Below are 25,287 nucleotides of genomic sequence, written 5' to 3' on the forward strand. Positions count from 1 at the left end.
AGCAGCGTTTGCGGATCAACCATGCGGATGTACCATAGCCTGGAAACCAGGATGCCCTTTTCAGTGCCTTTTATCAGGTCCTCTAAACTTTGCGTGCCACCTTCCATAATGATATTGCTTGGGCCGGGCAATGGCGCTACACCTTTCTTTTGCGCCCAGTAGCGCGAGTATGAAAGATTTTTAACCACACCCTTATCTATCCAAACGGTTTTTTCGCGTGGCTGCCCATCACCGCCCCAGGTTGAACCGGGCAGGTCGGGGTTGAAAGGGTCTGAATAGATAGTCACCTTGGGGTCCATCAGTTGCTCGCCCAAACGGGTGCCGCCACCTTTTTTACTCAAAAAACTGCGGCCTTCTTCTGCACTGCGCGCATCAAAACGGAACATATTTTCCAGCATGTAGGTTGCTGCAACAGGCTCCAGTATCACGGTGTATTTACCCGGCTCTATAGCCCTTGCACCGGTAGATGCGTTGGCTTTCATACTGGCCACACGCGTTGCCGAAGCGGTATCAAGCTTTGATACGTCGGTAAAACCACGCGCCGCATAACCGGATATGGTGCCCCCCTCGTTACGGGTGGTAACCGAGAAGGTAACGTCGCTGCTTTTGTTGTAGGCAAACAGGCCTTTAGAGTTCATCACCGCGTTAAACCCGGTTGAGTTTTCCAGGAAACCGGCTGCAAACAGCTTCGCCTCTTTAGTGACATTTAAGCTTTGGCCAACCATTTCGGCGCGGCTTTCGGGTGTCATGGCGGCGGTGTTAGCGTTATAGGTGATGGCGTCCTTAAATTCGCTTTGGCCCAGCATAGGCATATATTCCGGGTTTTCGGGGGCCAGCTGCGCCAGCTCTTCCGACCGGCGTACAACGCGCTCTAACGATGCATCGTCAAACTGGTCGATAGTGGCCGAGCCTGCTTTTTTGCCATAAACAGAGGTTACGCCCAGGCCCACCGTGCTGATATCGCCGGCGGTTGAAACCGCGTTTAAGGCATAGCGTACGTTACCGCCCTCGCTGCCGCCAAGGTTTACTTCGCATTCGTCGGCTTTTGAATAGCTAAGCACCTTCTTTAATAAAGCCTGTGCTTGTTCTTTAGTATATATAGGCATATGTTATCCGATCTTTCTTTTTGTGTTGATTACATTAACACCGTTAAACCTTGTTGTTGACGAACCGTGCGATACCGCGCTGCTTTGGCTGGGCTGCCCCTTGCCATCGTTGAACGAGCCGCCTAAACGGTAATCGCGTTCATCGCAAACCTGCGCACACGAGTTCCAAAACTCCTGGGTGTTGGCCTGGTAAGCCACGTTATTTAGCATCCCGGCAATTTTACCTTCTTTTATTTCATAAAAAAGCTGCCCGCCAAACTGGAAGTTATAGCGCTGCTGATCGATAGAGAACGAACCGTCGCCGATGATGTAAATGCCTTTCTCAACGTTCTTGATCATATCATCAACACTCAACTGGGCTTTGCCCGGCTGTAACGATACATTTGGCATGCGCTGGAACTGTACATCCTGCCAGCTTTGGGCATAGCAGCACCCCTGCGATTCTTTCAGGCCGATGATATGCGCCTGGTCGCGGATGGCCTGGTAGTTTACCAGCGTGCCTTCTTTGATGATATCCCACTTTTTACAGCCTACGCCTTCGTCATCGTAACCAACAGCGCCAAGCGAGCCTACCTGGGTTTTATCGCCCACTATATTAACTTCCTTGCTGCCGAAATTAAACTTGCCGCTTTTCCATTTATCCAGCGTAAGAAAGCTGGTACCGGCAAAGTTGGCTTCATAACCCAGCACGCGGTCAAGCTCGGTTGGGTGCCCTACAGATTCGTGGATGGTTAACCAAAGGTGACTTGGATCAAGCACCAGGTCGTATTTGCCGGGGTCTACAGATTTTGCTGAGATCTTCTCTGCCGCCTGTGTGGTGGCAAATTTCATATCTTCCAGCATATCGTAACGCTTTTTGTATCGTGGGGTTACACCGGTAACTTTTTCGGAATCCAAAGGCACTAAATACTCATAACCCATCCCCACCGGCGAACTAAGCGAACGGCGGGTTTCGAAAGCGTTTTTAGCGCTGTCTATCTTGGTTACGGTAAATGCCGGGTACAGACGGTGGATATCCTGGTCGATATATGAGCCATCGGTAGAGGCAAAATATTTTTGTTCGTTCACCGCGAAGATGGTGGAGTTTACAAAGTTGGCACCACCTGCCATGGCCGATGCGTTGGCCCCAAGCAGCAGGTCAACCTTTTCTTTTATCGGCACCTCAAAGGCGTTCTTTTCGATAGGTGTTTTCCAGCTTACCTCGCCGTAACCTTTTTGCGGGGCCAGTTGCACCGGCGCACTGCCCAATTTGGCATTGGCTTTAGCAACGGCAACAGCGCGTTTGGCGGTTTTGGCAATGCCTTCTTTGGTTACCTCGTTGGTAGCGGCAAAGCCCCAGCAGCCATTGGCTATAACACGGATGCCAACGCCATACGATTCGGTATTGGCTACATTAAGCACACGGTTTTCGCGGGTGATAACAAACTGGTTAAGGTAGCGGCCAATGCGCACATCGGCATAGCTGGCGCCGGCGCTTTTCGCGGCGGTAAGCCCGGCATCGGCCAGTTCTTTTTTAATGCGCACATCAACACCCTCAAGTGCCTGCTGCGCATCAATGTTTTTACCGAAGCCATCTAACGACGGCAGCATCATAGCCCCGGCGCCAAAGCCCGTTAAGTAAATAAAATCTCTTCTTCTCAAAGTTTGTCCTCCTTTTACTATTTATGCCCTAAGGCAACACTTTTAAATTTAATTCATCGTTGTCGCTCGCGCCGTCGCGAGTGACCAATATTATAAGGCCGCCGGCCGCCAACCTTTATACTTCGGCCAAGGGGCCGTATATAGTACTCACCCGGCTGGAACCGGGCGAGGGCATAAAATATATTTTTACGAAAACTTAGTTTCTACCCAAAGAAAAGTACACGCTGCCAGCAGCAGGATATAAAAATATATTTTCGGCACATCAATCCGAACTTTTTGCTGTATCTGTTTTGTTACAATATCCGTTATTTTGTGCACATCCGCATATTTTTTCGTGGCCGATATTCTACCGGTTGCCTGCACGGCTGCCCAGTCATTTTTTGCATAAGCGTACCAGCTGTTTTGCATCCCGTTCTGCTCCACATTTTGCCAGCCCACTGTTGCCGGCCAATAGGCCGCGCTGTACTCAAAAGGCACATTCGGGTTTTGTGCCGATGCCGTGGTTTGCCTATTAATAAGTAGGGATGATGTTTTTGCTGACGCGATATTTAGTTGTGCGGGTTCATTTACATAAGGTAGGGATAAAAACCCGATACTGTTCTGCACCTCCCCATCCTTACGCGCCGCCCTGGTAACCAATACCGACCAAAATGCCGAATAATCCTGCTTGTTACCGCTAAGCGTCCAACTGAAGGTGTTGCCCAAAGCCGTAAAAACGATCTTGCCCGAACCGGATATCGCGCTGTTTACCAGCACCCGCCCCTGCGCGGTTTTTACCAGCGGCTGGGTGCCGTTTTGATAAATAATATGTGCTAAACCATAGTTAAGCTTGCTCACGCTGTTTTTGCTGTTAATGATAAGCGCCGCGGGTGCAGGCTCCCTGCCGGATGGTTTATCTACCGGGAATTGTTTTTGCAGCCAGGATGCTTTCCCGGTGCTGTCCGCCCTAACGATAAGGCCCAGGCCTTTATCTGCAACTTCCTGTTTTAACGCGCCGGTTTCTGCCGGGCTTAGCGCGTTCAATACCGACAGGTCGCCGATAAGGACATCAAATTTTTCGAACGTTTGCGACGATAACTTATCCAGGCTTAGCTGCACGATATTGATGTACTCACTATTAAATTTCCCTTTGCTAATGGCCGCGCGCAGGGCAACAGCATATCCGTTCTCGGTAAGCCAGTTCTTTAAAAACTTACTTTCAAAATCCGGCGAAGCCGAAAGCATTAAAACCTTTAGCGGTTTAACGGGCGTAATCTCAAGCGGAATACTGCCCTGCAGGCTTGTATCTGCATGCAGTGTAAATACCACCTTCCCCGTTGTTTTTGGGGTGGTTTTTAAGTCGAAGTTTGTCCGGGTATTTGGCGGCAGCGTTACGGAGTCTAAACCGGTGTTCAATCCCCGTAATACCAATTTTACTTTTTGTGCCGATGTATTATTGTAGATGCCCTGCACATGCAATGCTTCCCCTGCTTTTATTCGGCCGTTCCAGTTGATATGGCTTACCCCCGCGGCAGGGTTTGCCGGGTGAAACATAATTGGCAGGCTATCCAGTTGGGCCAGTTCATCATCGTTTAACCCGTAGCCGTAAATATGCAGTTTATCAGTTTGGCTTAGTTCATCTAAACCGTTTATCAGCCTGGCTTTGGGGTACGCCTTTTTGATGGCTGCATCGGTTGTTAAAATATTTGAATCGGCGTTAACACTATCGGTATTAAAACCATCGGTCAATAAAATGGCGTTATGTTCACCCGTCTTGGTTACGCTGCCGGTGTATTTGATGGGTAACGCGATACAGGCCAATGATGCCGCAGCTAACAAAACCGCCAGCACCCGTAACAGCAAATTACGCTTGTTAACGCGCCTGTACTCCTGCCATGCAAAGCCCAAAGCCAGCAAAATGCAAACCGCGATAACCAGATATGTAAAGTTGCCCTGCATTAACGGTTAGCTTGTTTTAAGTTTTTATAATACTGTTTTGACAGGCCCATGTCCGCGGGTCCCTCTCCGGAAGATGGCATCTTTTTAAGCGTAGTCAGCGTTTTTTGCAAAGCGCTTTCCACCACATTTATATCCCTCGTATTTACCTTTGGCGCAGATAGTATCCGCCGCATGGCATTCAACGCAGGGAGGTAAGCGCCCGGCTGCGCAGCGGCCCGCAAGCTTAGCTGCTGATTAGCCAACTGAAGCGTTCTGCTATCGGCAGCGCTAAGCGCCGGGTTAATTTTTAAAGCTTCCAGTACATTTACCGCCTTTTTCAACGCATCTAACTGGTCGGCAGGGGGTTTAATATCCTGCCTGTTCACCGGTTGAATGATCTTATCCAATTCGCCGCTCAGGCGTTTTTCCATTTTTAGCGGCGTGGGCTGATAAGCGGTTTTAGCCACGTACGAACGCGATTTTTGTTGCAGATCTTTCAGTAACCGCAGGGCTTTGTAGGCAAATGGCAAGGCTGCCTGTGGTTTGTAAAGGCGCAGCTGCAGCTCGGCCTTCCACATTTCGGTAAGGGTGGCTTTTAGCTGGGCTTTTACTGCCGGCTCAAAAAATCCCGCATCTTCGGCGTTGTCGTGGTCGTCGGTATATTCCTTCAGGATCTTTTTGGCATTGCTAAAATCGGCCGGGTCGGCGGGCTCGTTGCCGGGCGCGCCAATGGCATCCTCGCCTTCTTCGCCTAAAAACTTACCGTAACGCAGGCGCAATAGTTTCTGGTCGATACCCAAATCGTTGCTACGCGCGTTAAATTTCTCCACGCTAATACTGTCCTTATCTTTCAACAACTGCTCCGCATCAATAATGATTTGCCGCTCGCTCCTGAAAAATTCCGGCTTTACATTTACACCGGCAAGCATCCCGTTCATGCTTAGCAGTTCGGCGGTATCCTGTATGCTTACGGTGTACACATCAGTACGGCTTAGCTGCTTACGGGTATCCTGCGCCTGTACGTAAAAATAAAGTTCATCCCCCGGTTCCATATTCAGGGTTGGCAGGTTGATGAGTTTCTGCACATCATACAGCGGTTTACGCGTGTCGAACCCCTGCGGAAAACTCAGTTTGTACTCTTTAAATTTAACCCCCTCGCCGCGGCCCTTGGCTACTGTTGCCATAATCGTAGCATTGGCAATGCCGTAATCATCGTTCAAAACAGCGCCAATGGTTACTTTTGGCGCTTCCCCGGCATCTATATACGTATATTGCTTTGGCGATTTTATACGGATCACGGGCGCGGTATCCTTGACCACCTGCACATAATACAGATCGGACAATTTACCATCGATGCTCACCTGGTAAAAACCGGGGTTAGTGATATTTTTAGAAACATACCATTCGGTATGCTTATTGTTGTTTTTTAATTGTAGCTGCTCCTTATCGTTAAATATCAGCAGTACTTTTTTTATGGCAATATTGGTTTTGATATGCCAGGTAACGGCAGCACCCTCTTCTGCCGATAAGTTAAACTTATCTTGCGTACGTTCAGGCCGGCCGGTATATGCAGGCGGGGTGATGGTAACTGCTACACCGCTTATTTGCGGTAATACCTTCTCGGGCATTGTGGCGGGCGCGCAAACAGCAACCGGCCGGTTTGGCCCGTAAAAAATTCTTTCGATATGGAAGATCCTCCCAAGCGCCCATATTAAACCAGTAGCGACTATCAGCGATATAAATGCTACTACCAAACGCTTGGCAAAGGGCTTATGCGAAACTTTCAGATCGGCCAAAACATCCGCCGTTTTTGAAGACGCGATAATCTGCAAGGGATTCAAGTCTTCGGCAGGGATTAATAATAGCTGGCTACTTTCCTGCAACTCCGGGTATTCGCTGTTCAAAAAGGCGGCTATTTTTTCGCCGCTCATTTGCCACGGGCGATTCATGGCCAGCATTATAGCCAACACTAACGGGAACGTGATAATACCCCACAGCAAGGTCGGCGACAATAAATAATAGATCAGCGCGCCAACATACAAACCCGCGTAAACGGACAGCAGCACATCCTCCAGCACGTGGTAAACTATCCAGCGACGGCGCAGGCTTTGTATTTTATATAACCCACCCTGCTCAGCCATTGCTTGTTTGTTTAGTTTTATGACTTAGCATGCGTTCGGCGATAAAGATTGCCACCATTAAAAGCCAAAAATAGCGTGACAGATCCCTTTCCCCTGCGGTTTTTACCGACGCGGTCACCTTGCTCTCCTTTTTAATATCCGGCTGTATCTGGGCATTACTTAATATACGTTTGTCGTGCCGCGGGGGTTGGCTAACCGTGTTACCACTAATAAGTTTTAGTATCAGTTTCGGGAAATCATCGCTCCAAACCAGGTCATTCCAAAGCGGGTTAAAGCGACTGTAAAAATAATAAGTATGCCCATCCAAGCCCAGCACAGGTTTACCAAAACCGTCCTCCCAAATGGGTTCAATTTCGTTCTTGATATCGATATGTTTTGCTAACGCGATATGCCCCGGCTCTATCCACGAATCCACATCGGTTGTCTTACCTGTTTCGTACCTGAAAATATTTTCGCTGTTCTTAGCAGAGCCGCTTAACACTTGTTCGGATAACCAAAACACCCAGCTTTGCCCGCCCGGTATTTGACCGGGATTGTTGTATTGCTTTACTATCGCTTTGCGCCCGCTAAAGTTGACAGCTGCCAATAACGCTGCTTTTAAATACCCTGCGTCAACCTGGAATTTATCGGTGTAAATGGCAATACGCAAGGTGGCGGTATCAACAGCAACAGGCTGATCCTTTTTGTCTTTTAAACTTACAAAGGGCCGCCCGCTTTGCACGTTGACCGCAATGTCCGAACTGCCGCCGTTTTGTAATGATTGTTCGATATAAAAAATTCCAGCAGGGCTGCTATTACCTAAAGTAACTTTAATGCTGCCGCTATTGGTTAGCGCTGCCGAGGCTATCCATTTACTTACCGAATCGGCAGCGGTGTAGGTTTGCCAATGCAGGTTCAGGTCGACCTGTGGACGACTGCCTTTAAAGTAATTGATGCCATTTGGTGTAAATAAGTAAACCGGCGTGGCGGACGAAAGCTGCCGGTCTAAAGCTTTGATCAAACTCCAGTAATTGGCTTTGGCGATGGTGTGCTTAAGGGTAGTGTCAGCCATTATTGTATTCAGATCGCCCCCGGCAAACTGCGCGTTAAAATAATGAAAGCTGTAACCTGCCCTGGTTAAGGAATCGATAGCCGGTTTAAATTTTGGGTAGGTTGCTTTAAGGGTTTCCTTCGGGATGAGCAACCAGCCCTTTTCTTTTTTTGAAGAAGCTGGTTTCTGCCAAAAAGGCGATGCCAATACCATAGCCAGCAATGCCAGCAACAGGCAGCGCAGTATCAGCAGTAAAATATCCAGTAGTTTAAAGCTGCGGCGGGTGCTTTTTGATGCTTCGGTAATGAGCGAGATGCTGCCAACCTTAAGCGTTTTGCCCGGGCGGATATTCCACAGGTGAATGATAAACGGGATGCTTAATGCCGCCAGCGCGAAAAACCATATGGGGTTTAAAAATTGCATATGGCTACCTTACCCCCTTTTTTCGCTGAACCAAAAATTCCCTTAAAGCTTCATCTAAAGGCTGCGCGGTGCTTACCATTTTATAGGCGATACGCTTCCCTGTTAAATTGCTTTTAATAGCCGACAAATGTTCCTGTAGTTTTTCCTTATAGCCATCTTTTGCGCGTTGCGTATTCACCTGTATGGTTTCGCCGGTTTCCAGGTCTTCTAAAGTAGAAAAACCCTTAAACTCAAAATCCAACTCATTCTGCCCCATCAGGTGGAACACGATAATTTCGTGCTTTAATGCGGATAGGGAATTGAGGAGTGTATTGATCTCGCCATCGGCCTGGTACATATCGGTTATAAAAACCAGCAGTTCCTTGCGGCCGGTGCCGGCAAAAAGCTCTTTATAATGCACCGGCTTGGTAAACTTACCTGCAGGGTCAACCTGCTGCAGGTGATAGAACAGCCGCTGCAAGTGCTGCGGATCGGGTTTGGAAGGCGTAGAAAAGAGTTCGCCATCCTTAAACACATTCAGCGCTACCGAGTCGCCCTGTAAATTGGCCAGGTAGGCCAGTGATGCCGCCAAAAACCTGGCGTAATCTATTTTTTTTACCCCGTTATCGTCGTGGTTCATGGATGCGCTGGCATCTACTAAAAACCTTACCGAGATACTCGTCTCTATCTCCGATTCGCGGATGTAGTACCTGTCGCTGCGGGCAAACATCCGCCAATCCAGCCAGCGCAGGTCGTCGCCGGGCTGGTAGCTGCGGTACTGGCTAAATTCCAGTCCGGGTCCCTTTACGGTACTTTTATTAAACCCAATCATAAAGCCGTCAATAACCGTCTTCGCCAGTAACGGCAAATCCTTAATGGTCATTAATACTTTAGGATCGAGCATGGTTTTAGCCCCCTCTAAATCTCCTCCGCTGGTTAGCGGAGAGACTTTATATTTTAATGGTGAATTATTTTCTTAAGCCCCCCCTTTCGGGGAGGGTTTGGGTGGGGCTACAATGAGCCTTTGCGTTCTATTACTTTAATCAGTTCGGCGGTTACTTTATCTGATGTGATCCCCTCCGCTTCTGCTTTAAAGTTCATCAGTATACGGTGCCTTAAAACAGCGGGTGCCATAGCGTGAATATCTTCCATCAAAACCGAATATCGGCCTTTTAGCAATGCGCGCGCCTTGGCAGTCAATATCAAAGCCTGCCCTGCCCGCGGGCCGGCGCCCCAACGCACCCATTCCTTTACGTAAGCGGTAGTGGTTGTATCCGGTCGGGTGGCGCGAATAAGTTCGCTTACATAGCGGGTAAGGTCTTCATTAATGGTTACCTGCCTCACCAGTTCCTGGGCCTGCATAATTTCGGCGGCGGTTATTACCGCTTTTACATCGGCCTTTTTGGTGCCTGTGGTACGGTTTAGTATTGCAAATTCTTCGTCGGGGGTGGGGTAGCCAATTTTTATCAGCAGTAAAAACCTGTCTAACTGCGCTTCGGGCAACGGGTAAGTCCCCGCCTGCTCTATCGGATTTTGGGTAGCGAGGATGAAGAAAGGTTTATCCAGTGGATAGGTTTGCCCTCCATAGGTCACCTCAAATTCCTGCATGGCCTCCAGCAATGCCGACTGCGTTTTGGGCGGCGTCCTGTTTATCTCATCGGCCAAAATAATATTGGCGAACAAAGGGCCTTTGTTAAACTTAAAAAAGCGCTTGCCGGTGGCGTGGTCTTCTTCCAATATCTCGGTGCCGATGATATCCGTAGGCATCAGATCGGGCGTAAACTGGATGCGCCTGAACGCCAGGTGCAGCGCCTGCGACATAGTTTTAACGATCAGTGTTTTAGCCAGTCCCGGTACCCCCTCAAGCAGGCAATGGCCGCCGGCTAAAAAGGCAACCAGCAGTTCGTCCAGTATGGCATCCTGCCCCACAATTACCTTTTGGATCTCGGCTTTCAGCGCCGGTAATTTTTCGAGCAGGGCTTTTATATTTTTCTCGGTCAGTTCCAATGTGTTTGTATTTAACCTCTCCCTAACCCTCTCCGGAGGAGAGGGAACTAAAGTTACAATACTTTTCACTCCCTCTCCTCCGGAGAGGGCCGTGGAGAGGCTACAAGATATTATGCTTTTAACTAAATACCATGCTTTTTTATCAAAATCACCCTAAAGTATCTAAAACTTTACACCCTGTTAAGTTTATTAATAGAGGCAGGCAATATTTTTGTTTTAATTTTAGACTTTTAGCGGCAGATGGCATACGGGCAAAAATTTACTTTTACAAGGTTAAGCTACCACAGCGGCGATTGGGACACCGACCAGCGCATGCCATCAAACCTGCTCAATTCTCTATTGGAGTACACCACCATCCCCATTGATACCGCCGAAAAGATCATCCCTCTAAGCAGCGACGATATTTTTAGCTACCCTTTTTGTTACTTAAGCGGCCATAAACTGGTGCAGTTTGACGCCAAAGAGAAAGCCAATTTTAAAAAGTACGTGCAAAACGGCGGCTTTGTTTTTGTTGACGATTGCAACCACGATATCGACGGGCTGTTCGCCAAATCGTTTGAGGCGCAGATGTCGGCTTTGTTTGGGCCAACCGCGCTGAAGAAGATCCCCAATAACCACAAGCTTTACAGCTCGTTTTTTAAGTTTGAAAAAGGCCCGCCTACCACCGCCTTTGAGCTGAACGGTTGGGGCGACGACCTGGTGCACGATTACCTTAAAGCCATTGAAATAAACGGCCGCATAGGCGTATTGTACAGCAGTAAGGATTACGGCTGCGAGTGGGATTACGATTTCCGCAACAAGCGTTTCCTGGCGGAGGACAACACCAAATTTGGCGTGAATATTATTGTTTATGCTATGAACTCGTAAACAGGTTTTAACTAATTATTATTACCTTTCCTCTAATGATCAATAGTTATTACCTGCTTATAAACGGCCAGGAAGTTGGCCCGCATACCCAGTACGAGGTTATGGACATGAACCTTGATGTGCACACCATAGTACTATCGCCCCTGGCAAGTGGCTGGCAGGAGATGCTGGACCTGCCCGAGTTTGCCCAGTATTTGTACGAAAAGGGCATCTATTTTCCAACCAAAGCCAACCTCGCTTCGTTTTGGTGGCGACTGCTTGCTTATGTTATCGATTATATTGTTATTGTAGTAATAACGATAATTTTTGTTACGGTATATTACGCAGCCACAGGTTTATTAACAAATGGTTATATCGAAACTGACCAAAGCCAAAACGCCTTAAATTTATTCAGCATTACATTAATGATTGTTTACCATGCCGTTTTTGAAGCTACCAAACTTCGCGGCAGCATAGGCAAAATTGTTTGCAAGCTTTGTGTTGTCAATTCCAATGGTACACGAATAACCTTTTTAAGGGCATTGGGGCGAAACTCAGGCAAGCTACTATCCATCATTATTTTGGGCCTGGGCTTTTTAAATATTCTTTGGGACGACCGCAGGCAGGGCTGGCACGACCAGATGGCAAAAACCTATATTATACGCCGCTGATACTAAATCCGTATCTTTCGGCACTAATTACCATGACAGAAAATAACTACTATATATTTAATAAAGACAAGGAAGAGGGCCCATACACGCTTGAAGAAGTGCTTGATATGTACCTTGATGTGGATACCATGGTGCTATCGCCACTGGCCAACGACTGGCAGCGGGCATCAGACCTGCCCGAATTTTTTGAATATTTTGAAGCAAGGGGCATCTATTTCCCTACCGAGGATAACCTGGCAGGCTTTGGCTGGCGCTTACTGGCGTACATTGCCGATACCTTTATCATGAGTTACCCGGTGTCGTTTTTTAAACCCGCAACTTTTACAACGGTTTACAACAGGGCTATCGAAGGCCATGCAACTGTCGACGACCTAATATTGATGTTAAAATATAATTTTACCAGCTTTTTGATCATCGCGGCTTACCACGCCCTTTGCGAGTTTTCGCCGCTGCAGGGCAGCATTGGCAAAAAAATGTTCAGGCTGGTGGTGGTTGATTCAGAAGGCCGCAAGCTTAGCTTTATCAGGGCGCTGCTGCGTAACCTGGGTAAATTTATTTCGGCTACGGTATTTATGGTTGGGTACCTGGCTGTGCTTTGGGACGACCACAAGCAAGCCTGGCACGACAAATGGGCCAGAACTTATGTGCTGATACGAAATAGGTAAAAGCCGCTCTAAATCTTCCCCGTTAGGGAAGACTTTTAACAAAATTTTTAAAGACCTCTCCTTCTAAGAGGGTTGGGTGAAGCTCCGCAAAATGTTCACGTTCACGTTTGCGCATATGCAGCGCATTTCATGAACGCGCTAATAATCAACCAGTTCACTAAATAAGTACTGACACGATTGCGACACCATGAACATTGAAAAAAATGATATACCGGCGAGCGCGCTCCCTCACGTCTTTGCGAGCGATAGCGTGGCAATCCCCAATAGAAAAGCAGGAAATTAGTTCTTCGTTAGGAAGGGCAGTTTTAAGTTGTAAGGCCTGTGGATGTTCATTTTTTCGTGGCGTGTTTATTTTTTTGACACTCAAGAGAGCCATGCCGTTCTTTTTGTCGCAAAAAAGAAAATTTAGCAAAATAATAAACAGATATTTCAAAATGCGTAAACTACGTGATTTTAAAATCACGTAGTTCTACGTGTAATAATTTAAAAGAAATTGTTCAACTTAGAATAATTTATCAACCTAATCAAACTACCTACCTTAATCACTACCTGATGAAAATCAATTTCAGTATTGTTCACAAGCCGTTAACAATTTCAAAAATAAAAGCTCCAGGCCAAACAATCCAAGTTTATCAGGAAAATCAATCGATAAACTTACAGGCAACAAAAGATGCCGTTGCTTATTTACAATATGCTTTATCAAATAAAATTCCTGTAATTGTTGGAGTAAGCAATGTCCCGGGAGGTCCAAATTCAGATAAATCAACCAATCATTGGGTGGTAATTGTTGGTTCTGGAACTGATTCGAATGGTAATTATTTCCGCTTTTATGACAGTGGAGCAACTAATCAGGTAAACCGGGCAACAAGTGTGGCAAATAAATTATATTACAATCCTACTACCGGAGAATTTAAAGGCACGTCAGATACCAATTATGGCGCTGCTGCAGCATATCAAATGACGATGGTAAGAAAAAGTAAAAAAATATTATAATTAAATGAAAGCTATATTATATAATACTTATCTGCTTTTGGGAGGTATAATGTGGTGTTTTATAAGTACGTGCATGGGGCAACCTTCTACCAAGCAACATGTTGAAAACAGAAGAGATAGCCTACTGTCACCTGCCGAAATTTCAACGAGTTATTTATATTGGTACATATCACATAAATCTAAACTTGACAGAATAAATATCTTTCAAGCGGATACTGCGTCTGATACAGATAATTACAAAGTAGATTTTAAACGAGTAAACTTTTATTTGAACCAAATTAAAAAAAGCGGTTTTGTATCTGAAAAATACATTGATACATTAAAAAAGGCATATTTAGCTGCAGATGAGAAGCTTAATCTTCACCCGCAAAATGATGGGCCGATACAAGGTTTTGAATATGACCCGATATTAGGTATTCAAGAAGAAACTGAAATTACACAAAATGTTAATGAATTTAAAGTTATTTCGAACTCAATAAAAGACGACCACGCTGTAGTGTTGGGTAAAATATCTGATACTTTATGGATAAGATTTGATTTATCTAAAACTGATAAAAAATGGCTGATAAACGCAATGCATCCGTATTTCAAATAGTTGATATCCGGCAAGGAATGGGATTATAATGCCTGGACGGATACGAGATAAGGTGTATTATCATTTTAGATCGGCTAATAATATGAAAGTAAAACTGCTTATAATTATTCTATTTATATCGCATGCAACCATTTTAAAGGCGCAGGATGAATGGGTTACACGCACAATAGAAAGTATATCTGTAAAATTCCCATCACTCCCGGTTAAATTAGGGGAGAATACCTTAGCAGCAAGGGATAAAGATAGCGTAGCTTATATATTTGATGTAATGAATGTGCTACAGCCCGGTTCAGATTCGGCAGCAGTTATGGCTAATTTAAGATCCGGAAATATATCTCTTAAAGTAAAAAAGATTTTAGAACAAACATGGGGTGTGGAATTTAACAACCCAATAGAGCATAAATTCAATGGTTTTCAGGCATGCTTTTCCAATGCCATTGCGGTTGGCAAGGAAGATATATATGCATATACTATTTTTATTGGGACCTTTATTTACAACTTAATAGTTATTGTTCCCAAAGGAAGAAGTACGGAGGGCAAAGACTTTTATTTTTCATCGGCTGGTTTAGCTCAATTGCATTAACATAATATTTCTCTTCCCGCTACCCTGCTACGGCGTGCGCAGTACGTGGCTATGCTTTTGCTGGCGTGCGGCGTGTGCCTCCTCCCCCGCACATCCGCACATCACTAAACCCGATAGCAGCGTATACCTTGTATAGCGGATACCGGGACTACCGCAACCCAAGCACCCCTGCATTTGCTTTTCACAATAGTCGTTTAGTCATTCGCTGCGCTGTCATTGAGTCTTTTGTCTACTCCACTAACACACCCTTTACCCCTCTCAAGAGGGGAATTAAATCATCTGCCCATCTGAAATTTGCATATCCGCACATTTGCACATCTGCATATCTAAATCTATATTTAGGCAAAATAATACTGACCCATTGAAAAGAAAAGATTTCCTTTACCTAACCGGCATGGGCATAAGTGCTTCCATGCTTAGCCAGTTTACCGCGGTGGGTTCGCCCATTGTGCCCGGTACCCGCATGCGCGATGTTGATGTTGCCATTAAAAAACGCATGAGCGACGTGGCCTTGAACGCCGCCCGCGCTAAGGGCGCTACTTATACCGATGTGCGCCTTGGCCGCTACCTTAACGAGTATGTGGTTACACGCGATAAAAATATTGAGAACCTTGTAAGCACGGAAAGCTACGGCATGGGCATCCGCGTTATTGCCAACGGCTGCTGGGGCTTTGCCGCTACCGACAGACTGGATAACGATAGCATTGCCCGCGCGGCCGAAACCGCCGTGGCCATAGCCAAAGAGAACTCGCGCCTGCAAACCGAGCAGGTGCAGCTGGCCCCGCAAAAGGGTTACGGCGAGGTTACCTGGAAAACACCTATAGAGCGTAACGCTTTTGAGGTGCCGATGAAGGAAAAAACCGACCTGCTGCTATCTGTTAATGATGCCGCCTTTAAAAACGGCGCCAACTATGTTAACTCGGTACTGTTTATGGTGAACGAACAAAAGTATTTTGCCTCAACCGATGGTTCATACATCGACCAGGACATTCACCGCATCTGGCCGGTATTTGGGGTTACCAAAATTGACGATAAAACCGGCAAATTTGAAACCCGCAGCTCGTTAAGCGCGCCGCGAGGAATGGGATACGAATACATGATGCCACGCGAAAGCGATAAAATAAAATGCCAGACCACCCTGTACCGCGACCGCTACGATATGTTGGAGGATGCCGGCGCTGCTGCTTTGCAGGCTGCCGAAAAGCTAAAAGCCAAAACCGTAGAGCCGGGTAAATACGACTTGGTGCTTGACCCAAGTCACCTTTGGTTAACTATTCACGAATCTGTTGGCCACCCTTCGGAACTTGACCGTGTGCTGGGTTACGAGGCTAACTTTGCCGGTACCAGCTTCCTGACTTTGGATAAATGGAAAACAGGCAAATTTAACTTTGGCAGTAAAAACGTAAACATCGTGGCCGATAAACTGCAGCCGGGCTCGCTTGGTGCTGTTGGTTACGATGATGAAGGCGTAGGCACCAAACAATGGGATATTATTAAAGACGGCATCCTGGTAAATTACCAGGCCATCCGCGATCAGGCGCATATCATCGGGTTGAAGGAATCACAGGGCTGCTGCTATTCGCAAAGCTGGCGCGATGTACAATTTCAGCGTATGCCAAACATATCGTTGCAGCCGGGCAAGGAAAAACTTTCGCCGGCAGATATGATCAAAAATGTTGAAAAGGGTATCTACATCATCGGCGACAGCTCGTTCTCTATCGACCAGCAACGTTACAACTTCCAGTTTAGCGGGCAGCTTTATTACGAGATAAAGAACGGTAAAATAGTGGGTATGCTAAACGATGTAGCTTACCAGGCCAACACCCAGGAGTTTTGGAACGCCTGCACAGCAGTTTGCGATAAGGACGATTACCGTTTAGGCGGCTCGTTCTTTGACGGCAAAGGCCAGCCAATGCAGGCCAGCGCGGTATCTCATGGTTCATCAACAGCCCGTTTTAACGGGGTTAACGTAATTAACACAGCAAGAAAAATATAATAACATGGCAATATTAACTGAAAACGAATGCCGCACACTCTTAAAAAAGGTGCTTAGCTATTCAAAAGCTGATGAATGCCAGGTTAGCATTTACAGTTCCGATTCGGCAAACGTACGCTTTGCCCGTAACAACGTATCAACCAGCGGCTTTATAAGCAGCAGCAGCATGGCCATATCATCGGCCTTTGGCAAAAAGCTGGGCGTTATTACTTTGAACGATTACAGCGACGAGTCGATACAAAAAGCCGTAAAACGCTCGGAAGAACTGGCGCAGTTTGCACCGGAGAACCCGGAGTACATGCCTATGCTTGGCCCGCAAACCTACCCCGCCTCCGGCGAAACTTATGTTGATGCCACAGCTGCCATTACCCCTGCACAGCGCAGTAAAATGGTTGAGGATAGCCTTAATATAGCCAAGCAGAACAAGCTTACCGCCGCCGGCTTTTTACAGGACAGCGCAGCCAGCAGCGCCATGATGAACTCGAAAGGGCTGTTTGTTTTTAACAAGGGCACCAACGTAAACTTTTCGGCAACTATGCGCACCGCCGATGCACAGGGATCCGGCTATGTTACCAAAGATTATAATGATATCAGCAAGGTAGATATCAAGGCTTTCTCGGCAATTGCTGCTAAAAAAGCTGCCGGGTCGCTCGGCGCTAAGGCTATTGAGCCGGGCAAGTACACCGTTATATTGGAGCCGGCAGCAGGTATTGTTTTGCTTGAGCAGTTATACGGAAGCCTTGATGCCCGCAGCGCCGACGAAGGCCGCAGCTTTTTGAGCCTGCCGGGTGGCAAAACCCGCCTGGGCGAAAAAATGGTTGATGAACGCGTAAACATATACTCGGACCCTACCAACCCTGACCTGCCCGCAACCACTTATGATGGCGAAGGCATGCCTTTAGGAAAAATGAGCCTGATAGAAAAAGGTGTTGTGAAAAACCTTTCATACTCGCGCTATTGGGCGCAAAAGAAAGGTGTAAAACCTGTGCCCGGAGCAGCCAATATTATTATGGAAGGCGGTACGCAAAGCCTGGAGGACCTGATAAAAGGCACTGAAAAAGGCATACTGGTTACGCGCCTGTGGTACATACGCCCGGTTGACCCGCAAACCTTACTTTACACCGGCCTTACCCGCGATGGTACTTTTTATATAGAGAACGGACAGATAAAGTTCCCGATAAAGAACATGCGCTTTAACGAAAGCCCTGTTATAATGTTGAACAACCTGGATGCCCTTGGCAAAACAGAGCGCACCGTAAGCGGCGAAAGCAGCCAAAGCGCCCTGATACCGCCAATGCGGATAAGGGACTTTACGTTCAGCTCGCTATCTGACGCGGTGTAGTTTCATTAGGCAGTTTTTAGTTTGCAGTTTGCATGCTATTTTTAATCAGTTTGTCATCCTGAGCATCGCGAAGGATCTATTAGCAAACTGTGCATGGTAGCTATATATATCGGCGATTAGATGCTTCACTGCGTTCAGCATGACAAATGTTATTGATAGCGATGGGTTTATACCCATCGCTATTTTTATTTTACTTCTTATGTAGATGTCCTCACCAACACTTTAGGATAGTTTGGATGCAAAGCGGGTTGTTGGTGAAGACACCAACAAGGGAGCATGGGGGTTGCATACTACTACATCTTCCCCTTTACAAATTAAACATCACCTTAGCCAGCATAAACCTGCCGGGTATGGTGTACGAGCTGTTGGTAAATGTATTGGCCGAAAGGTACAGCGCGCTGTAGGTTTTGGTGTTGAACAGGTTTTGGGCGCTTAATTCCAGGTCAAGCTTTAGCTTGTTGAATTTATACTTCATGGATGCATCGGCAAAAATATATTTCAGGTCGTTGGCTTGCTGCTGGTGGGTGTAATAGTGGTCGGCAGCAACGCTAAAGAACAGGTTGTTTAACGGGTTATAATTTACCGAACCCTGCTGCATTAACCGCTGAAATTTGCTTGACCCTGCCACTGCCGATGACCGGCTTGTGGTTTGGTCGTAATTTGCCTTGTAGCTAAAGTTTACCTTGTCGCTCACTTTGGTATCGGCACCAATATTAAACAATGTCGAAATGGTGTTGTATGGCAGTATAATGTTGTTCTGGATCTGGTTAAGTTTAGTGGTTTGTACGGCTACGCCGGCGCTAAAGGTGGTGCGCAAGCCAAAAGCGTACTTGCTGATACTGCCGCTGCCCATCCACGAGTCTACATTGTTATTGTACGGCAGCACAATGCGCTGCTGGATGTTATCCGTTACAATGCTCGACGCAATATTATTAGCGTTGACGTGGGTGTACGACGCGTTCACGCTAAAGAAGAACAGGGTAATGGCTTTACGGTAATTGAAGCCCAGCGATGCATTCTGCGTTTTACGTTCGGTCAGGTCGGCATTATTGGTGTACAGCGAGCGGTAATTTTTAAGGATATAGCCGTTATAAACATCCTGTATGTTGCCAATATCGTTACGGAAGTTATACCCCAGCGAGATAAAATTTTCGACCGCCGTTTGGTATTTTACGGATACCCGCGGATTAAAATACAAACGGGTAAGGTCCTTATCCAGCTTGTAATAATTATCCCGGTAGCTTATCTGCTGCAGGTTTAGCGGCAGCGAAATGGCAATTTTTAATTTATCGCCGGGGATATCGTAGCCTGCTTCGGCATATACCTTGCGGCGCTGCCAGTTAAGGTTGTTCACCGCGCTGTCTGACACAAGGTTCACCGAATTATTTGACTGGGTAATATTTAGGTCCGATTGCAAATTTTGCGATTGCAGGCTGAACCCCGCCTTGTAGCTTTGCGTGATGAAATTGCCTGGCACCTTATACCCAATATAGTTATTGGTAAACCAGGTGGGGATATCCACCGTTTGTGTTAGCTGCTTGTAAGCAACGCCGTTATTAAAAATATCGGGGTTCAGGCCGGGGGCTATCACGCGGTTTTCGGGCTCGGTGCTGCGGTTAAGGTAACTGTAAAACTCAAATATCTTATTGCTTTTGCTGGTTTTCATCAGGTTAAACTCGTTGGACAGGTCCATTAAGTTATCTTTAAAAACCTGGTTTACGGGTGTGCCGTTGGTGGTCAGCGCCGAGTAGCCTGTATTGCGGCTGTAATCGGCAATAAAATTATTGGTAAGGTAATATTTATCCCGGTTCACGTTCACCGAAAGCTGCGTATGCAAAATATCCGGGCGGCGCCTGTTGTTTTGTACTTCCGCATAGCGGATGGTATCATCGGGCAGGTAATACTCGCTAAACTTGGTGTAGTTCTGCTTCTGGTTATCTCGCAGGTACGATATGTTGGCCTTTAGCTGTACATCGTTTTTAAGGTTCACCAGGTTATTTAAATTTAAAATGCCCGCCTGGTTAAACAGGTAGCGGTTGCGCGGCAGGTCGGGGTCGCCGGCGGTACCTAAGGACAGTACGGTACTTGGCTTATCATTATCCAGCCGTGAGAGGTACGACGCCATGTTGTGCGACACCAGGTCGTACGCTACATCGTTACCTGTATTGTTGGCTTTAAGATAATTGATAGCTTTGTACTTGTCCTTAAACATCATGGCATTAAGGTCGGCATAGTATTTATCGGGCAGCCCCGCGCCAATGGTTTCCTGCCCTACCAGTTGCATTTTGGCGTCCTTTTTCATGGTGAGATTTAAGGCCACATCCTCGCTTACTACCTTGTCCTTCAGCATTTTTATGGGCTGATGATTCTCCATTACCTGCACCTTATCAACCACCCCGTTGGGGATAGTGTTGGTGGCGATGTTGTACTTATCGTCCAGCAGGTTGTCGCCGCCAATGTACAGGTTAGAGATAGCCTTGCCGTTGTAGCTGATCTTACCATCCTTCGCCACATCAATACCGGGTAGTTTTTTGATCACATCGCCGATAACCCTATCCTGCGGACTGCTAAAATCTGATACCTTATAATCAGTAGTATCGCCATGTACCCGCAGCCGCGGATGGTTATCCTTTACGGTAACGGCCTGCAGCTGGCTAACCGAGTGCGCAAGCTTAAAATTATACGCAGTGGCCGCCGTAACCGGTTTGGCCTGCCTGGTAAAGCCCACGCAGCTTACCTCTAAAACCAATCCGCTTTTGGCGGCATCGGCGGGTATTTGCAGGGTATAGTTGCCTTTTTCGTCGCTGCTGGTGTAGGCGATGATAAAGTTGCCACTGCCTTTAAGGTTAACGCTGGCAAAAGAAATCGCCTTGCCCAGGCTATCCGTAACCGTGCCCTTCAGGCTTTGGGCAAAGCCCACGGCCGAGCACAGCATACAAAAAATGAATGCCGCAACCAGTTTTTTCAGTGGGCTCATTTTTTCTCGGGTAACTCTAAGGGGTTATTGATAACCGGGCCGGTAGCTACCTGGAATTTCATATTGGTATTCATCCCGGGTGCCATCCTGATGTTTGCCCCTGATGCTGCCATTGCCGATTGCATAAAGGCGGCAGGGTCTTTTTTCATGGCTTCTTTCAGGTTGGTAAATTCCTTTTCGTTGGTTTTTATACCGTTTGATGGCAGGGCGATAATGCCGGGGTCGTCGTTGGCATCTTCCATGCCAATCATTTTCACCATTACTCCACCCGATTGTATGGTTGTACCATCGCCGCTGCCGGCTGCCGGTTTTTCCAGTTTACTGGCGTCGTCCATCCCGTCGAATTTAAACACTACCTGTTTATTGGTGTCGTATGCTTCCACAATTAAACCGGGCAGGCCGTTCAGTTTCCATGGGCCGCTGTGAAAAGGCAGATCGGGGCAAAACCAGGCGGTGTAATCGCGGCCGGCAAAATGGCCTGTAGCCTTCTGGCATTTTAAACCCGAGAAACTGGCGGTATCGCTGCTTATTTTCCATTGGATAACAGGCAGGGGCTCCTCTATCAGGTAATTGTTTATCAGCCGCTCTTTACGTACCAGCTTTTTCTGCGCCGGATACATGTAATACTCGTTATTGGTAATGCCTGGGCCGCCACGTTTAATAGTGATATTGCCACCCGCGCCGCCGTTTGCTTTTATTTGCTCGGCAACCTGCTTGCGCATCATGGCATCCTGTAGTTTACGGTCGTAGCTTTTGTAGGCGCTTGCGTTTCGGCCCAAAAACAACACCATGTTTTCGGTGTAGGGCTCGTTTGGTTTGGTGGTATCCCGCAGGTGCGAAAATTTGTAATGCACTACGGCTTTAGCGGTATCGGGTTTTTGCGCCCGGGCCACCAATGCCGCGGCGCACATACATAAAAACAGGGTAAATAACTTTTTCATAAAAACTGTGATATATTTTAAAAGGTTGATTAATAATACATCACAAATATAACTACCTCATTAGTCATTCTACGAATAATTCGTAGAGTTTAACATTTTTTAACGTTCTTAGGTTATAAGGGTTGTAAAGGTTGTAGTTGTTGGAAGGGTTGTGAAAAGTTGGAAAGGTTATAAGTGCTGGAAGTGTTATAAAGGTTATAATGCTTAAATGTCTGCAACTACTACAACCTTTTTAACTTCTACAACTATTGCAAGCTTTACAACTATTGCAAGCTTTACAACTACTACAACCTTTTCAACCTCTACAACTTAACTATCCAGCCGGTCTTTAATAACCAGGGTGTCGGCCAGCGTGTCGTGCAGGCATTGCTGCTTTTGGGTGAAGAAGCACATGATGTAGCCTACAAAAAATGTAGCGGTTGAAAGGTATTTGAACAGGTTACGCAGAAACGCCTGCGAGGTGGTTATCTGCTCGCCGTAAATATCGCATACGCGGATCTTCATTAGCTGCTTGCCAAAGGTACCGCGGCTGGGGCCGGCTTCCATTTTAACGTTATAGATGATCTTGCCGATTGGGGTAAGCGCTACGATACCTACGGTAATGCCTATCCGCAGTATCTTGTTATCATCGCCGGATAGCACGAGCAGCAGGACGAGCATTACTACAAAAGCGGCCATAATAAACGCTGCAGATACAATAAGCCAGTCGATAACGGCGGCAATTGCGCGCTGGTCAAAGCTGCCAAAGTATTGCATGGGCAGCGGCTGCCTGTTAAAACCAAAAAGCTGCCTTAACGCAGCTATTTCATGGGCTTCCTTGTAGTCGTCCATGGCGGGGGTTTTTATAAAATCGCCGGGTTTAATTTTGCGCTCCTTTAACTGGGCTATGCTAAAGGGGCCATCGGGTTTACCGTTTATAACCAATATATACTGGTCTGTATTGGCAGGCTGTAAATTATTATTGCCGGATGGTTGCATAGTTTTCAAATTTAAAACATTAGCGGTACCATCCGGCAATAAAACTATTAATATTTAACTACTTTAAAGTCGGACACGCCCCCCTTAAGGTGAATCAGGATCTTATTTGTGGCGGCGGCGAAGCCCTGTGTTTCGTAAACGTTATCGCCTTTTTTATCAAACCCGTCAAAATCGCTTGATGACAGGCCCGAGTTTGTGGTGATCTGGCAGGCCGCGTTTGCCGGCACTTTAATTTCTACTTCAGATACCCCTGTCGAAACTTCTACATTGGTAGTTGCCAGCGGCTGGCCAAGTTTTACATGGAACGATGCCGCGCCGCCGTTTATTACAAAATTGCGGATCTTAAACTTCGACATATCAAAATCAAGTTCGGTTGCGCCGGCTTTTACGTTAATATCCCACTCGGGCCTGGTATTAAGCTTAATATCGGCCGAGTTTCCGTTATCGCTGTTCCAGTCGATATGGCCTTTTTTGTCTTTCATCCGCAGCTCAAGCACCGGTACGGTACCATCCATAGTATGGGTGTATATATACCTGTTATAGCGTTCTTTGGTAACTGCCGAAAAAAGCTGATCGGTGGTATCCTTTAAGGTGTACAGTGTACCGCCTCCGCTAATATTAAGCTTTGCCGCGGTAACGCCGGGTGTAAATGGCTGGGTGTAGATGCTGCTGCCTTCTACTTTTACAATCCCGGTACTATCGCTGTCATTATCATCATCGTCATCGTAGTCGTTATCATTATAATGGAAGTTATAATGCGGGAAGAAATAACGGCTTGGCGTGTGCACAAAAATCAACAAGGCAAAACCACCTACCACTACCGATATTTTTAGTATGGTGGCCCAGGCGCTTTTGTTGTTGGCAAAAACCAGGTTTATACCGCCCATTATTAAAAATATTGGCCAAAAGCGCCAAAAGTTGGCCCAATGAAAATCAATTACATTATAATTATCTAACAGGAACACGGTTCCTAACAGAACCAGGACAACGCCCGGGATTATTTTTTCGCTTTTCATGATTATACAGTTGGAGTGTTATCGTTTGATGTTTCTTCTGTTGTTCTGGCTTTGGTATCGGCGCTAAAATCGGCCTCTTTCTTTTCTTCGTGCCAGCCTTCTCTCTCCCATGGTTTCTTTTTACCGCCAAATATCAGGGTTGCGCCTATAGCTAATAATATTACAGGCCATAGTTTTTCAAAATCCCAATCGGGGATAAAATCAAACTGATCCAGCAAAAATATGGCGCCTAAGGCTATCAGTATCACACCAAAAACAACACCTACGTTAGAGGTTTTTTTAGCGGGGGGATACGGTGTAAAAGGCTGGCCCGGTATTGGTGGCGGCGGTACGGTGTAATCTACATGCACATTGCCAAAGCTATGCCCGTACGATGGATTAAAGCCAGGTGTAACACCCGGTTTAAAAGTAGGGTCGTTGTAATTGAACGGCCTTTTTGGCAATACTATCCATAATACAATGTATGGCAATATACCAATGCCTTTTAAAAACACGGATAATACAAATATTACCCGCACTACCGATACATCAACATTAAAATACTCGGCTAAGCCTGCGCAAACCCCACCCACTGATTTGTGAAGTTCGTCTCTGTAAAGTTTCTTTTCCATTATCTTTTAGTTTAAGTGTTTTTTAAGCCCCCTCTAAATCTCCTCCGCTGGTTAGCGGAGAGACTTTTATTTTAAAAGCCCCTCTCCCTCGGAGAGGGGTTTGGGGAGAGGCTTTATATCTGGCCCGGTGCAGGTTTTATGATCAGTTCGTCAACATTGGCACCGGCGCTCATATTTAATATGTTTACTATCGCTGATGCTACATCCTCCGGCAGTACCATTTTGGTTTTATCAACCTCCATATCCTTCCACGAGTCTGTTAATGTCGACCCCGGGATCACTGCTGTTACCTTAACACCATGTCCCTGCATTTCGAGCCTCATTACCTTATTAAGACCTAAAAGTGCATATTTAGTTACACTATACACACCTGCCTCGGCTATGGGGTTTATAGCTGCTACAGAGCATATATTGAATATATGCCCTTTACCGACGGAAACCATACTTTCACCGAAGAAACGGTACAGTTCGTAGGCCGGCATCAGGTTGGTATCTATCTGTTTTTGGAAAGAATCTTCACTATCGTTAAGTATAGAAACATGCTTGTACATACCCACATTATTCACAATAATGTCGACGAAACCCAGCTTTTTCTCGGTGAATGCGGCAAAATTTTTCAGTTCGTCGCGCTTACTGCAGTCGGTAACCATGGTTGCCACCGTAATTTGGGGGTTAATATCCTTAAGCTCTTGTTTAAAATCTGATAAATCTTGCTCGTTACGAGAACAAATTGCCAGGTTTATTCCTTGTTTAGCAAAAGCGATAGCAACGGCACGGCCAATGCCTTTGGTTGCTGCGGTGATAAGGGCGTTTTTCATATATAAATATC

General features: G+C 46.5%; 21 protein-coding genes. 8 read left to right on the forward strand and 13 right to left on the reverse strand.

Annotated elements, in window-relative coordinates:
• The 7 genes from EWM62_RS16910 to EWM62_RS16940 form a co-directional block, all read right to left on the reverse strand.
• The coding region (locus tag EWM62_RS16910) for a TldD/PmbA family protein (protein ID WP_129877862.1) at positions 1 to 1,106 on the reverse strand (1,106 nt) is incomplete at its 3' end.
• 3 nt (positions 1,107 to 1,109) lie between these two features.
• A complete protein-coding gene (locus EWM62_RS16915) occupies positions 1,110 to 2,747 on the reverse strand; it encodes a TldD/PmbA family protein (protein WP_129877863.1) in 1,638 nt (545 codons plus the stop codon).
• A gap of 186 nt (positions 2,748 to 2,933) precedes the next feature.
• Complete coding sequence (locus EWM62_RS16920) at positions 2,934 to 4,685, reverse strand: hypothetical protein (RefSeq protein WP_129877864.1); 1,752 nt, start codon at positions 4,683 to 4,685, stop codon at positions 2,934 to 2,936.
• Positions 4,685 to 6,805: a DUF4175 family protein gene (locus EWM62_RS16925; protein WP_129877865.1), complete on the reverse strand. Its 2,121-nt coding sequence runs from the start codon at positions 6,803 to 6,805 to the stop codon at positions 4,685 to 4,687. The genes EWM62_RS16920 and EWM62_RS16925 overlap by 1 nt, the downstream gene beginning before the upstream one ends.
• The gene (locus EWM62_RS16930; protein ID WP_129877866.1) at positions 6,798 to 8,258 is read right to left on the reverse strand and encodes a BatA domain-containing protein; all 1,461 of its coding nucleotides are present in this window, start codon (positions 8,256 to 8,258) and stop codon (positions 6,798 to 6,800) included. Before EWM62_RS16930 ends, EWM62_RS16925 begins: the two co-directional genes overlap by 8 nt.
• A 4-nt stretch (positions 8,259 to 8,262) precedes the next feature.
• On the reverse strand, positions 8,263 to 9,141 hold the full coding sequence (locus EWM62_RS16935; protein WP_238989383.1) for a DUF58 domain-containing protein: 879 nt from the start codon (positions 9,139 to 9,141) through the stop codon (positions 8,263 to 8,265).
• A 107-nt stretch (positions 9,142 to 9,248) separates the two neighbouring features.
• Complete coding sequence (locus EWM62_RS16940; protein WP_129877867.1) at positions 9,249 to 10,244, reverse strand: AAA family ATPase; 996 nt, start codon at positions 10,242 to 10,244, stop codon at positions 9,249 to 9,251.
• Positions 10,245 to 10,484: 240 nt separating this feature from the next.
• On the opposite strand from EWM62_RS16940, the gene EWM62_RS16945 reads away from it, so the two are divergent.
• From EWM62_RS16945 to EWM62_RS16980, 8 genes are all read left to right on the forward strand, one after another.
• A complete protein-coding gene (locus tag EWM62_RS16945; protein WP_129877868.1) occupies positions 10,485 to 11,111 on the forward strand; it encodes a DUF4159 domain-containing protein in 627 nt (208 codons plus the stop codon).
• A 35-nt stretch (positions 11,112 to 11,146) separates the two neighbouring features.
• Complete coding sequence (locus tag EWM62_RS16950) at positions 11,147 to 11,761, forward strand: RDD family protein (protein WP_129877869.1); 615 nt, start codon at positions 11,147 to 11,149, stop codon at positions 11,759 to 11,761.
• Positions 11,698 to 12,426, forward strand: coding sequence for an RDD family protein (locus EWM62_RS16955; RefSeq protein ID WP_129877870.1), 729 nt, complete (start codon positions 11,698 to 11,700; stop codon positions 12,424 to 12,426). Before EWM62_RS16950 ends, EWM62_RS16955 begins: the two co-directional genes overlap by 64 nt.
• 552 nt (positions 12,427 to 12,978) lie before the next feature.
• Complete coding sequence (locus tag EWM62_RS16960) at positions 12,979 to 13,419, forward strand: cysteine peptidase family C39 domain-containing protein (protein WP_129877871.1); 441 nt, start codon at positions 12,979 to 12,981, stop codon at positions 13,417 to 13,419.
• 4 nt (positions 13,420 to 13,423) lie between these two features.
• Positions 13,424 to 14,014: a hypothetical protein gene (locus tag EWM62_RS16965; RefSeq protein ID WP_129877872.1), complete on the forward strand. Its 591-nt coding sequence runs from the start codon at positions 13,424 to 13,426 to the stop codon at positions 14,012 to 14,014.
• 82 nt (positions 14,015 to 14,096) lie between these two features.
• Positions 14,097 to 14,597, forward strand: coding sequence for a hypothetical protein (locus EWM62_RS16970; protein WP_129877873.1), 501 nt, complete (start codon positions 14,097 to 14,099; stop codon positions 14,595 to 14,597).
• A 361-nt stretch (positions 14,598 to 14,958) separates the two neighbouring features.
• Positions 14,959 to 16,593 carry a TldD/PmbA family protein gene (locus EWM62_RS16975; RefSeq protein ID WP_129877874.1) on the forward strand — a complete coding sequence of 545 codons (1,635 nt, stop codon included), beginning with the start codon at positions 14,959 to 14,961 and terminating at the stop codon, positions 16,591 to 16,593.
• 4 nt (positions 16,594 to 16,597) lie between these two features.
• On the forward strand, positions 16,598 to 17,935 hold the full coding sequence (locus EWM62_RS16980; protein ID WP_129877875.1) for a TldD/PmbA family protein: 1,338 nt from the start codon (positions 16,598 to 16,600) through the stop codon (positions 17,933 to 17,935).
• A 307-nt stretch (positions 17,936 to 18,242) separates the two neighbouring features.
• Here the strand turns inward: EWM62_RS16980 and EWM62_RS16985 are convergent, their stop codons facing one another.
• The 6 genes from EWM62_RS16985 to EWM62_RS17010 all read right to left on the reverse strand — a co-directional run bounded on the left by EWM62_RS16985 (position 18,243) and on the right by EWM62_RS17010 (position 25,276).
• Positions 18,243 to 20,912, reverse strand: a complete 2,670-nt coding sequence (locus EWM62_RS16985) for a carboxypeptidase-like regulatory domain-containing protein (RefSeq protein WP_129877876.1) — start codon at positions 20,910 to 20,912, stop codon at positions 18,243 to 18,245.
• A complete protein-coding gene (locus EWM62_RS16990; protein WP_129877877.1) occupies positions 20,909 to 21,853 on the reverse strand; it encodes a GLPGLI family protein in 945 nt (314 codons plus the stop codon). The genes EWM62_RS16985 and EWM62_RS16990 overlap by 4 nt, the downstream gene beginning before the upstream one ends.
• 309 nt (positions 21,854 to 22,162) lie before the next feature.
• Entirely contained in the window at positions 22,163 to 22,831 is a 669-nt protein-coding gene (locus EWM62_RS16995; RefSeq protein ID WP_129877878.1) for an RDD family protein, read from the reverse strand.
• A gap of 47 nt (positions 22,832 to 22,878) precedes the next feature.
• A complete protein-coding gene (locus tag EWM62_RS17000; protein WP_129877879.1) occupies positions 22,879 to 23,847 on the reverse strand; it encodes a LiaI-LiaF-like domain-containing protein in 969 nt (322 codons plus the stop codon).
• A 2-nt stretch (positions 23,848 to 23,849) separates the two neighbouring features.
• Positions 23,850 to 24,458 (reverse strand): PspC domain-containing protein, encoded by a 609-nt coding sequence (locus EWM62_RS17005; protein WP_129877880.1) that lies wholly within the window; start codon positions 24,456 to 24,458, stop codon positions 23,850 to 23,852.
• A gap of 113 nt (positions 24,459 to 24,571) precedes the next feature.
• Positions 24,572 to 25,276 carry an SDR family oxidoreductase gene (locus EWM62_RS17010; RefSeq protein ID WP_129877881.1) on the reverse strand — a complete coding sequence of 235 codons (705 nt, stop codon included), beginning with the start codon at positions 25,274 to 25,276 and terminating at the stop codon, positions 24,572 to 24,574.
• Between the last annotated feature and the right edge of the window lie 11 nt (positions 25,277 to 25,287).

The organism is Mucilaginibacter terrigena, from assembly GCF_004168255.1.
Taxonomy (GTDB): domain Bacteria; phylum Bacteroidota; class Bacteroidia; order Sphingobacteriales; family Sphingobacteriaceae; genus Mucilaginibacter; species Mucilaginibacter terrigena.